Consider the following 12769-nt stretch of genomic DNA (forward strand, 5'->3'; position numbering starts at 1 on the left):
GCTATCCAAACTCTGCTTTCATCCGCAGGGCGGTCCCATCGTCAAGCCCGGAGATTGATCGGAGTTCTTCGAGTGAGGCTGCCTTCAGATCGTCCGTCGTCAGATATCCTGCGTCGACGAGCGCTTCCGCGTCGCTCTTCGTCGCACCACCGATACCGACGAGCCGTTGTGCTGCATCTTCCCCCGATTCATTCGCTCCAGCTTCCGGCTCCGATTCAGAGTCGGCATACGGCAGATCCCCATCCACGAGGGTGACCGAGAGGTCCTTCGTACTGCTCAGTTCGTGATCGTATCCGTCGTCCGTCTCCCAGCGTTTGAGACGAACTTCGTCGAGTCGTATTGTGTCACCAGTCCCGAAGTCGAAGTCGACATCGTGCTTCTTCCAGATGGTGAAGTTGAGACGATCGGCAGCGGCAGTCTCCACCCTCAGAAGGGCGTCACGCTTGCTCCCGGGGGGGTTCTGTTCCTGAACGATGCCAGCGATGACGTCTGAGAGACGCCCCTCTGGAACGTCAACAAGATTACCTGCGAGTGGATCGGCTATCGATTCGCCCCACTCGAAATCCGTATCAGAGGGTGCTTCTGGCTCCGACTTAGCCTCATTGGGAGCTTCTCGCTCCCCCGTGACCTCGTTCTTCTCGCGGTCTACTTCCTCCGTGACCTCGTTCTTCTCGCGGTCTACTTCCTCCGTGACCTCGTTCTTCTCGCGGTCTACTTCCTCCGTGACCTCGTTCTTCTCGCGGTCTACTTCCTCCGTGACCTCGTTCTTCTCGCGGTCTACTTCCTCCGTGACCTCGTTCTTCTCGCGGTCTACTTCCTCCGTGACCTCGTTCTTCTCGCGGTCTACTTCCTCCGTGACCTCATTCTCGCCGGCGAGTACGTCATGCGCGTCGAGAGCTGCAGAGACTGCATCATCCCACGTGTCGAAGTAGCGGTAAGCCGGAGAAGGAGACATCTCACCGTATTTCTGCATTTCCATGGTATTCGGGCGTTCATCGAGGTGATCAATGGCGTCCGCGATTGCATTGAGGACCTGTTTTTTCGTGTAGGCCTCCTGCTGGCTCCGTCCGGTGGAGGTTCCTTCGTTGCTTTCCTCTTCATCGAATTTCACCTCCTCAAGTGCGTCGGACCACGATCCAAATTCGTCCTCGTAATCTTCCGGTTCGAACTTGCCGTCCGTTCGCATTCGTCCTCTCGTTACTCTTCGGGAATTTCTCTCGTCCAACTCAACCAACTCTTTCAGAAGGTTCTCACGAGTTTGTTCCGTGTCGTTCGAACCGGCGTTGGCGGATGACTCCTTGTCACTGCTCGGCGATGAGCTGTCGGAACTCTCTCCTCCTCCGTCGTCAATGTGTTCCAGAGCGACATCGATCACCGCTCCGTTGGTTACTTCGACTTCCGCCTCTGTTGGACGATAGTCTGGATGGTCGATGGTCATGTCCACTGTGCCGGAGCTCACGGGTAACGTGACACTACACCGACCGGCCTGTGACGTGCTTGCATCGACATCGAACACTGATCCTGCTAGTTCGACAGACGCCCCGGAGATGGGTTGCTCATTTGCGTCAGAAACGAGGACTTCGATGGTTGATTCCGACTTAGCGGGTGATTCCGGGGACCCATTGTCACTTACAGCTCCGGTTTCCCGAACGGGGGTGCGGTCTCCTTCGTCTCCGGTATCCTCATCGACCGGATTGTCGTCTACACCTCCATTAGTCGTTTCTCGATCAGCTTCGTGACTTTCTGAGTCCGGCGTATCCTCGGGAGTCGTTTCGATGGATGCAGAAGCTGCCGATTCTTTCCGTTTCTCACGTCGATTAGCGTCTGATTCGGTAGTTTGTGACGCAGACGCCGAACCGTTATTTATATAATCTGCGACGGTTTCGACGTCCGTTCCTTTCTGGACGTACATGTCGTACGTGTTCGAGGTGGTATGAACCGTGATTCGATTCTTGAGTATCCCCGTCGAGATCTCCACATCATAGCAATCCTCGAGAGGGACGGAGAACGTTACGTCACCCCCGTCTTTACCCACGACGAACAGCAGCCGAACGTCCGTAACGAGGAGGGCGGTTCGAAAGCTCGTATCGGGGCTGACCGTTTCTTTTGTATTCTCATCACCGATGACAAACCCTTTAGTGAGGTTCTGTAGTGCGTACTCAACTTGTTCGGTCGAATCGAGATGGTCAACTAGCGGGCCATCGGCAAAATATCCAGCCGTCAACACGCCACCAGTTCCAGTGCCTTCAAGCAGTTTCTGGTCTACGTCTCCCTTCGCTCGTTCCACGATCTTCTTTGCATTCATCGAGTTTCGCACACCCCTGATCGACGACTAATCCGGTGCTTGATCACCTATTTCTAATTCATCCGACACCGAAAACGTGACGGTGTGATACCGCCGCTCTCCCGCAGTGAGGTGAGCAGACACCTCTACGCAAGAGTATATATCCTAGAGAGGACACTAATAGAGATACTTGGGAACAAATGGCACCCGATCCATTTCGGAAGATCGTCGACGAGCGCACGAACTATTCGGACGTCTCGGACCAGTTCTACGACGAGCGGCTCGATCGTGACGATCTCTCCACTGCCGACTGGCCGAGTCAGATAGACCGCGCAGCGGTCGATCTACTGTATGGTGTGGCACTCGGTCAGACTGATAGTAAGTCCGATCACGGGGGCACGATCGGGAGGATGGATTTCGGCCGCGCTACTGGAGAATACTACGTTGAGGGTCTGACCGATCTCGCGGGTGAAAATTCTGCACTCCCCTCGCTCATCCGTGACCACAGTCGGACCGCCATCGGAAATCTCGCGTTCGCACTCTCAAAACTCCGGTACGAGCTCGCCAACGAGAAGTCGACCGATATTCAGGACATCGATCGTGCAATCGAGGCGATCGTCGAGAAACTCGTGACTCAGGGGATCACGCCAAGTAGTGGCCGTCAGCCACTCCACGACCCGGAGGCAGTCGTTGATGTCGTTCATCAGCTCTTCTCAGATCCAGCCGCGAGCGAATATGCCGACGGACTCATCGACTCGCTCGACAAGATCCGAACGAAGGGCGGAGACGTTGATCTGCTGAAGTTCCTCGACCGGCCGCAGATGGTGACTCCTCTTTGGGACCATCAGCAAGAGGCGCTCGCCAACTGGTGTGACGCCGACTACAACGGCTACGTGAATATGGCGACTGCAACGGGAAAGACGGTTCTCGGACTTGGCGCCATCGCACATCTTTTCGGTGAGCTGCATCCACGCGATGAAGAACAACTCCCCTCCCGTGGCGATTCGCCGTCCGACGCAAAAGTACTGGTCGTCGCTGGACAGGAACTCCTCCTCGAACAGTGGCAGAGCGAATTCGACGAGCATCTCAATATTCCTCGCGATAGAACGGTGACCGGCGGTGACCGGACGATCTCGCTGTCCTGGGGATCGATCGAGTTCCGTACGGCGCAGGACCTGCTGAGCACCGACGTGATCAGTGGGTACGACCTCGTGATCCTTGACGAAGCGCATCGATACCGAAATCGCGGGAGCGGTGGTCGAAGCTGGCAGAACCTATTCGACACACTGAGCGAACGATCCGAGGCCATTCTCGCGATGTCAGGGTCGATCGACCAGGAGTGGATCGGCGACGACTCCGCACGTGAAGCCCTCGAGGAATACCTCACCGAGTGTGCGACGTTCACCATACCGGACGCACGAGAGGCGAACGTCATCGCGGACTTCAGCTGGGAAGTATTGTACGCTGCGAGCGCCATCGATGATACTCTCTCCGGTGTGTCCGAATCGACCGAACCGCTCAGCGAGGTGTACGACCGAAGCAACCACAAGTTCCCAACGGCAGACCTCGACAGCGTTCCCGACTACGTTCCCGAGACGTTCGAGACGCTGCGCGACCTTCGGTCGTATGCACAGTCGAACGACGGGTCGAAGGCACGCGACCGATCTGCACCGTTCGACAGGCTCGCCACGGCGGCTTTCTCCCGGCGTCCACGCCGGTGGCAACTCCGGCCACCACGATTGACCATACGTAACCTCGTTCTGCGCCACGTCGACGACTCGAAGTGTATCGTGCTCGTACAAAGTTACGAGCAGGCGGAGTACCTCGGTGACATGCTTCGCTCCGATCTCGGAGACGAAGTCGTCGAGGTCGCCAACAGTGAAACGGCATCACAAGCAGAGCAGATAGATCGGTTCAGATCCCGTGACAATGGAGTCATCATCGGTCCAGGTGATGTCATCGGTGTGGGCGTCGATATCCCGGATGCGGATGTCGCGATTAACCTCGCGAAGGGAGGGGTCAACGCCTCACTCATCCAGCGGATCGGTCGTGTGCTTCGGAATCCCACTGGCGATGGAAGGGCCCACTTCTACCAGATTGTCACCCTCCCCGCCACCGCGAAAGGGCGTCTCGCCGGCGAAGATGGTCGACGGTTGCTGCGGCGCGCCGCGGAGTTTCGGGCGCTCGGTTCGCGCTTCCGAGAGCTACCCGGATTCTCGACCGCAGACGGTGACACGGCCTCGATACTAGCGGAGTTAGAGGTAGCGGGCTCGCTCGCGACGAGTGCGGACCACCGTACCGTTGAGGAGATCACAGAAGACGACGTCGCACAGGAGTGGCTTTACGAGCTACTGGACGCGATCGACGAACGCAATCAAGCAACGGATCCCGTCCTTCCCATCGTCTGGGTTGGCGAGACGGTCGACCCTACCGTCGAGCCAATCAAAGCCGCGATCCGGTCGCGAAAGCGTGACCGTAAACCGCAATCGAGTCCCGGGACCGGCCAGTCCTCAACAGATACTGAGAGTAAACCGAAGGAACGCGTCGCCATCACTGTTGCTGACGAAAACGATGATGCCGTTCCGGACGCGACCGTCGAGTTCTCCGCCAGCGATGTGACGGATACGGAAACCACGTCCTCAGAGGGAAGAATCGAATTTATGGTCCCCGACTATGCTCGACGCATCGACGCCATTGTGGATGCAGATGGCTACGAACCGACCGAAGTGACATCCCTTCTTCACGGGCGCAGTGGTCCATACGACGTCCAGACGACGGTGTCGAAGGCGTCGTCATCGGGGGAGACCGAGAGCGCGTCCACAGCTTCTGAAGTTGCGCCGTCAGAGCTGACGGAGTTGTACGAAGCGTTCCTGTCACTCCGTCGTGCAGTTGATGCCGTCGTGACAGCGGCTGGGGTCGAAGAAGGTCCGATGGTCGAGTGGCGGGTCACTCTGACAACGTTCCTCGAGTCTGGGCTCAAGGGCTGGGAAGAAGGATACGGGCCACAGCAGCAGAACCGGTCTCCAATTACGGCGAGCGAGTATCGCGTACAGTTCGGTGACGGGGACAAGGTGACCTCGTTTGAGGCGGCTCAAGTGTCCGACCCCGAGCCGGCGATTGGGGCACTCTGTAGAGAGGTCGGGGGCGTCGAATCGGTCGTGCTCCCCGTATCACCTTCGTCCTCGACGCCGCTACCGATAGTCGTCGAAAATGAGTCTGAACTGACGGAGGCACGTGAGCTACTGCCAGAATTCCCCGCCAATCCCGATGTGGGAGACCAGCCGTCCTCAGCGTCGGCAGAGACGGACCTGACGACCGTGAGTGGGGTGACCGAAGCCGACGCTGAAGTCCTCAACGCTGCAGGGTTCGAGACCGTCTCAGATCTCCGGGATGCCCCTTACGAGAAAATTGCGGAGATATCCGAAATCCCAGATCATCTGGTTCTTCGTATCAAGGCAGACCTAGAGTGAACTAGTCCAACGATCAACTGTCTGTCACGGGGTTGTGTCCCCGGTTGATTCGTCTCTAGAGAACATCTCAACGGTTCTATTGGAATATGTTCTTTTTGTCGTGTTTTATTCTAAACTACACGCCCAATAGAAAGTCCTTATTGATCGCTGAAAATCCCAGTTTGAGATACTGTTTGAATCGTCGTGCAAGATGCAGGGCGCGAATGCAGCACCGCTCTGTATTATATTATGGTTCGATTGAATCTACTTAGGGTAGTATATGAATGACTCTTTTTAGTATGCTTCATACTCCTCACACACTTCATCAATATTCTCTTCAACCAGATGTAAAGTGAGAAGTCCGAATAAGGGTATGAGCGCTAATTCCCCACCTGCTGCACCGGTTATCAATATGAGTGTTCCATCTCGAACGATGTTCTTGTCCGATCTCGTTGCTTGGGTGAGCGACTGAAGACTATTTTCACCACAAATTAGCGGATGATACTGTCTTACCAGAACCTCTACAAAATCATCGCCGGGATGCATGAGCCATTCATGATCAAGAATGGGATCATTTAGATCAATTATTTTAGCAACACCACTTGAGGCTGACTGTGAAAATCCATCGGGTAAGTTGTTAGATTGTAATTTTTTCAGTACCCACTCCGGCTGATTGTCTTGAACGTTGTTTATTGCGGAGTTGAGCTCAGGATAATTTTGCTGGAGGTCAATATCCGGGTTATTCTGTAGGTCTAGCGCTGTGACGAAGATCGCTTCTGAAATCCATCCGTTTTGGTAATTCTGCTTTGTCAAACTGTCTGCAATTTCACCTGCTAGATCCTCAGTCCGGGGATCTACGTTGGCCATATTCATTCCATGAGTGATCATGTGATATACTCTTGGATGAAATTCAAATCGAATTATTAACATAAAAATCAGCCAGTTCTCATGTTCTCCTAGGTAATTCAGTTTGTAGAGTGAATAGACGAGCTGAGTGTGCAAGATTCACCCACTGTATCTTGCACAGGTGTCTTACCAACTGGGGGATATATCGGTGTGTCTCGTGTTGGCTCATTTGTCTGTATAGACCACAGCCGAGGTAGAATACGTTACAAAATGGAGAGTTCAACAGAGGCATCTCGTCCCGAATTTAGTGAGGGTCGGAGTTCGGAGGTGACCAACAAGAGCTGACGTCCGGAACGTGAGTGTCATCACGACAATCACTCCACGGTCGGAGATAGACTCCTGCACTGACTTTGTTTTGGAATTGGTACCTGTGTATTAGGTGATTCCAGCGCTCTTCGATGGTCTCTCCTGGCTCTTCTTGAAGCAATTGAGGAAGTCTATCTGTGATTTTATACAGTCTATTGTCGAATTCTGGGTGGCGAAGCCCCTCGTAGTCCGGATGTGAGGCAAACCGTCTCACGAGCGTAGTGATTTGACTACAACGGTGATGGGATACTCCAAACTCGTCTTGTAGTCGTTCATTCATCTCCCAAGCCCAGTCCGAAGCTCCCATCAGGAAGAGAGTGGGTTTGACTGCATATAATCATATCTCGGGGCGATACACCGTTGCAGACTGGGTTGAGAGCGAAACGGATCACCCGTATGTCTCCGGGAAGTCCACCCGGAGCAGTTCGTAGATAGATACACTCGCAGGGACACACTTTTGGCTCTACACGATCGATACGGTTGCAATGTCGTCGCTCCTCGTGCAATCATGTTCAGACACTAAAAACGAGTTGTCTGAACCAATTCCAGCCCTCGAACTCTACGATGGGTACTTTTTCAGAATCATCAAAAAGGCGAGAAGAGAGGATGCCCTTCGCTCAGACCTCGATATTCGAATTCTGTCCGCAAAGCACGGCATAGTTGACGTCCACGAGGAAATCGAATACTACGACCAGCGGATGACCGCCGATCGGGCTGACGAGTTACGGCCCAAGGTCATTGATGACCTCCGTCGAATCATCTCCGAAAACGAGTATGACAGAGTCATCCTGAATATGGGGAAAGTCTACAAGCGCGCTCTCACCGGTTTCGAGCGTCAGATTAATATTCCCGTTCACGAGGTGGAGGGAAGTGGAATAGGTGACAAGGGGAAGACATTGAAAGAGTATGTCCGTGGAGACGCAGAGCAAGAGGTGGTTCAGTAATGCCGACCCCGTCGAGCCGTCTCAGTAGTTCAGTGTTCGATGTTACGCACGAGGCGGGCAGTGCTCGAAGAGGCGTACTGAGGATAAACGATACCGAGCTGCAAACGCCGAATCTCCTCCCGGTCGTGAATTTCTACGCCGGAGGCAAAGCGTCCAGCCTTTACGGAGGTGGGATTCACCGCACGATGAAGGAGTTCATGAACGGAGATGAGGCCATCAACGGTGGCGATTACAGCCACTATTTCGATGGAGTAATGACCTCCGTTGCCTCGCTGACTGATTACGGTATTACGAGAGAGCGGTTCGAGGACTATGTCGACAAGCCGATAAAAGAACGTGAGCTGTTCGATTTCGACGGAACGCTATTCATCGACTCTGGCGGATTCAAGTTCCTCGGAGATCGTAAACTCGATGGCAGTGACTTCGAGATGGAGGTCGACCAGAAGGCGATTATCGATATTCAGCGCGACCTCGGTGCGGACATCGTCGTCAATCTTGACCGGCCGATTGCCCCCGACGATGACTACGAAACACGCCTCAAGAAAGCGCGATTGACTGCCGAGAACGTCGACGAGTTCCTCGAATTGACTGACAGTCGAACACAGATCCGCTATCTGACGCTCCACGGATACAACTACTCGATGCTCGACACGTTCCTCACTGAGATTGAGAAAGTGATCGGGCGTAATCGAGTACACCGGGAGTTCGACGGCGTCGCACTCGGCAGCCTTGTTCCTCTCAAGGACAACAAAGGCAAACTCATCACCGCTGTGAGCGACTGTCGTGAAGTGCTGAACGACTGGGGGTTCGAAGACCTCCCGCTCCACGTACTCGGTATCTCCTCGAGCGCGATTCCACTGTTAGCAGCGGTCGGCGCAGACACGTTCGACTCGTCATCGTACCTTCACGCAGCTATCAACGGGAAGTATCACACCTCCCTGTACAACAGCGAACCGGTCGACGATGTCGACTTCACCGAGTGCGATTGTCCCGTCTGTAGCGACGATGCCTTGGTTAGTCGTATGGAAGGTGACGCAGAGTATCAGAAAGACAAGCTTGGCGCCGTCTCGATGCATAATTTGATTGTCCAAAAGGAAGAGATTAGGCGGATCAGGGAGGCGATTAGCAGCCCCGGAGAAGACGCACTGATTGAGTACATCGAGCAGTCGTTGGGCCGGCAGAAATCGATGCAGCAGCACGCCCACCGTGTCGTCAACGAATCACTTGGAGGATACTTCTAATGTCAACGACAAAAACACCGAAAGTTAACGAGGTTAACGAATTTCTGGAGATCGCTAGCGACTTCGAGGATCCCCTTGAGGTGATCCGCGAATCACTTTCGAACAGCTACGACGCCGGTGCGACCGAAGTCGAAATCACGATTCGCGATCGGCCAATCGGATCGGAGATCGTCATCGAAGATAACGGCGAAGGAATGGATTACACCGACCTTGAATCGTTCTTCGACCTCGGAAATTCGACGAAGCGTGATCGTAGTGATGGCTCTATCGGATACAAGGGTCATGGGACGAAGATTTTCTACAAGAGCGAGGAAGTCCTCGTTAACACTGCGAAGGAGGGCACCAATCTTCGGGCACGGATGGAACAGCCCTGGAAGAAGCTCAATAACCGGATCATGCCGGAGTACGAAGTCAGCGAGAGCTCCGTCAAGGGAGGGAACACAGGGACGCATATCCGAATAACCGGATTCAAATCCGGGCACGGATTCTCGCCGGCCTCATTGACATACAACAAAATCGAGCATTATCTGAAGTGGAAGACGCTCGCGGGGTCGACAGCTCACTTCTTCACCGATGAGTTCCACGAGATGGAGATTACCATTGTCCTCGGGGACGAAATCGATGACACGCGGGATGAACTCGTGATGGACAACAAGCTTGAGTTCCCCGATGAACAGCTGGAACCCGGTGAGGGTCGATTCCCCGAATCTCGGATGTGTAAACACTACGCCCCCCGTGAACTCACGGTCGAGACCGTGGAGGGCGCCACGACGACGGTCGAAATCGTCGGTATGGTTGGAGGAAAAGAAGCTCGCAACGAGCTCCCGACCTACGGTAAGCACTCCGCACAGTTCGGGATCTGGCTCGCGAAGGACCACATCAAGGTAGAGCGCCTCAACGAAGCGATCTCACACGACAACGAGTTCCTACACTTCTTCTTCATCGCGAACTGCCAAGATATCGAACTATCTGCAAATCGAGAGAAGATTCGGAACAAATCGAGCCCAGTGTATCAGGCGATTGAGGAGGAACTGAGCCACTACCTGTCCAAGGTAGCGTCCGATCCGTGGTTCAAAAATTACCTCGATGAGCGACGGAAAGCGAAGCTCTCACGCCGCGCCAAATCACAACAATCCTCCGTCGAAGAGCGCGAACAACGTGTCAGGAGCCGAGAGAGTTTCATCCCCTCGAACGACGCGGAAGTCGTGGTTGGCCTCGAACGCTCAAATCGTGAGGGGGCTCTCCCAGAGATCTCTGTCGAAGACTACGATCCGAACGCGGAGGTCAACGCGCTCGTCAAGCAGGATGATTCCCTCTACGCAAGCTCGGTCCATCGGAGATTAACGGACCACTTCGAGGCTGACAAGCCGCTCGAGAGCGTCGATAAAATCATTTGCTGGTCCTACGGTGATCGGGATCAACTGAGCGAAATCGAGCGCCACGGATACCATGGCGGCGAGATTACCTTCGACTTCGACACCGGCCGTCTCGTCTATCAGAACGGCCGGAAGCACAATATCCACGTCGTCACCGTTCGCGACCGGTACTGACTCACGCTGCCATTGCGTCTCTCAACGACCGACTTTATCACACCCCATCGCCAAACAGGGGCAGAGAATGGCATCGTTCGAGACTGAGTCTTCTGACGACATCGGCGACGCTCGACGTGGGACGCTCCACACACCACACGGAGACGTGGACACACCTGCGTTCTTCCCGGTCGTCGACTTCATCGGTGGCCCGGACGAGAAGTCCGGGGGTATCTGGAGCCGCCTCCGGAATCATCTCTTCGGTGAACCCGAGTTTCAAGGGGCGATGTTCCAGGCGATGAGTTTCCTCGATTTCAATATCTCTCCTGATTCCCTCGAGAACTGGCGGTCGAAGCCTCTCCACGAGCACTTCAGCGGTCACGATCCAGTCAAGCCACATCATGATCAACCGGACGACTTCACAAAACCACTGTTCGTCGACTCCGGGGGATTCAAGCTGCTCAATTCGGATACCTTCGGTGATCCGCCGGAGGAGGGTGGAGACGACAACGACTGGTCAATCTACACGAACCCGGAGAGTATCCTCGAACTTCAGCTTGACTACGGCGCAGACATCATCGCGACCCTCGATTATCCAATTCCACCGAACCTGAACGACGAGGAGACGACCCAGCGGATGGAAGACAGCATCGATAGCGCCATTCGCTGTCTCGAGTTGCTCGAAGAAGAGGAAGATCCTCCGGCAGTCTATGTCGCTATCCACGGCCACGACTACGAGACGATTAACTGGTATGTCGGGACGTTCCTCGACCGAGCAGAGCACTTGGACAAATCCTTCGAGGGCTTTGCCGTCGGTTCGCTGGTTCCGCTCAGGACGAACGTCGAAACACTCGTCGATATCGTTCAGGGAGCAAAAGACGCAATCCCCGAGGACCGTGTCGACGATCTCGGCCTGCACCTGTTCGGGATTAGCGGAAAGTTCACCGCCCTGCTCGCTCTTCTCGGCGCCGACTCGTTTGACTCCTCGAGTTACATCCGAGCTGCTCAGTTCAAGAAGTTCATCAACCGTGAAATCGGCGTCGACGACGCGGAGGCCGTTCGGCAGCCGAATGCAGAAGGCTGTGATCTGAGCGACTTCGGCATCGAGGTTGAGCGTACGGCTGAAGCACGGTGGGCCGCCGACTGGTCGAAGTTCACGGCCGATCAACTTCCCAACGACTGGGGATGTCAGTGCCCTGCCTGCGACCGACTCCGTGAAATCGGCTTCGAGCAGATGCACGCGACGCTGTTCGACAGTGAATCGTACGACCAAAGTGGCGAGTTCATGAAGAGCGACTTCTACGCACTCATGGGCTACCACAACTTCCACGTGTATCAGGACGAGATGAACCACGTCCGTGGCCTGATCGAAGAGGGAGACGGTGCTCTACTCGAGTACGTCGCGAAGATGGCTCGAAACGATGTCGGAAACCTCAAGCAAGCGTTGAAACGCGCGACCGTACGTGACACGGAGCTCGCAGCGAACCTCCAAGAACGTGGCTACAGTCGTCTCGTGGCGGAACGCGACGACGCCGAACAGGAACGCCTCGACGTCGACCTACCTGTCGAGCGTCACGAGATCTCGCTCGAGTACACGCCCGAGGATTTCAACGTGCTTGAGCGGAGGGACTACGAACCCGGAGACGAGCGTGTCCTCCTTGTTATCCCTTGCAGTCAGACCAAGCCGTACTCGAACTCGCGAACCCATCGCGTCGTCGCAAATGCGACCGCCGAGTGGAACGACGACATCCACAAGGTGACGGTCTCCGGGATGTACGGTCCGGTTCCCGAGGAGTTCGAAAATATTCCACCGATCAAGTCCTACGAATACGTCCTGACCGATGTCGAGAAAGATCGGCAGCAGCTCATCGTCGACCGACTCGTCACTTACCTGAACCGGTACGGTGACGGGTTCGACACGATCGTCGGCTACGCTACGAGCAAGACGTACCGAACGGTCATCGAACGAGCCTTCGAGGAATACGGGGAGGGGGTCGTACTCCCCAATAACCCGGAAATGCGGGCGCTCACAGAGCACTTCAGAGCCACAAACTTGCAGGAGCTGAGTGACCACCTTGACGAGGAGTTAGCAGCGAAGAATCGAAGTTAG

7 protein-coding genes are annotated in these 12769 nt (G+C 55.0%); 5 read left to right on the forward strand and 2 right to left on the reverse strand.

Annotated elements, in window-relative coordinates:
• Position 1: 1 nt before the first annotated feature.
• Complete coding sequence (locus tag ACYQ07_RS02590; protein ID WP_459876970.1) at positions 2–2305, reverse strand: homing endonuclease associated repeat-containing protein; 2304 nt, start codon at positions 2303–2305, stop codon at positions 2–4.
• A 179-nt stretch (positions 2306–2484) separates the two neighbouring features.
• On the opposite strand from ACYQ07_RS02590, the gene ACYQ07_RS02595 reads away from it, so the two are divergent.
• Positions 2485–5754 carry a DEAD/DEAH box helicase gene (locus ACYQ07_RS02595; RefSeq protein ID WP_459876973.1) on the forward strand — a complete coding sequence of 1090 codons (3270 nt, stop codon included), beginning with the start codon at positions 2485–2487 and terminating at the stop codon, positions 5752–5754.
• A 273-nt stretch (positions 5755–6027) separates the two neighbouring features.
• Here ACYQ07_RS02595 and ACYQ07_RS02600 read toward each other — a convergent pair whose 3' ends face one another.
• Complete coding sequence (locus ACYQ07_RS02600) at positions 6028–6600, reverse strand: hypothetical protein (RefSeq protein WP_459876976.1); 573 nt, start codon at positions 6598–6600, stop codon at positions 6028–6030.
• Positions 6601–7430: 830 nt separating this feature from the next.
• Here ACYQ07_RS02600 and ACYQ07_RS02605 point away from each other — a divergent pair.
• The 4 genes from ACYQ07_RS02605 to ACYQ07_RS02620 all read left to right on the forward strand — a co-directional run bounded on the left by ACYQ07_RS02605 (position 7431) and on the right by ACYQ07_RS02620 (position 12769).
• Entirely contained in the window at positions 7431–7889 is a 459-nt protein-coding gene (locus tag ACYQ07_RS02605) for a DUF6884 domain-containing protein (protein WP_459876979.1), read from the forward strand.
• Positions 7889–9130 carry a tRNA-guanine transglycosylase gene (locus tag ACYQ07_RS02610; RefSeq protein ID WP_459876982.1) on the forward strand — a complete coding sequence of 414 codons (1242 nt, stop codon included), beginning with the start codon at positions 7889–7891 and terminating at the stop codon, positions 9128–9130. Before ACYQ07_RS02605 ends, ACYQ07_RS02610 begins: the two co-directional genes overlap by 1 nt.
• Complete coding sequence (locus ACYQ07_RS02615) at positions 9130–10680, forward strand: ATP-binding protein (RefSeq protein WP_459876985.1); 1551 nt, start codon at positions 9130–9132, stop codon at positions 10678–10680. The genes ACYQ07_RS02610 and ACYQ07_RS02615 overlap by 1 nt, the downstream gene beginning before the upstream one ends.
• A 67-nt stretch (positions 10681–10747) precedes the next feature.
• On the forward strand, positions 10748–12769 hold the full coding sequence (locus tag ACYQ07_RS02620) for a tRNA-guanine transglycosylase (protein ID WP_459876988.1): 2022 nt from the start codon (positions 10748–10750) through the stop codon (positions 12767–12769).

Source organism: Halorubrum gandharaense (genome assembly GCF_054654575.1).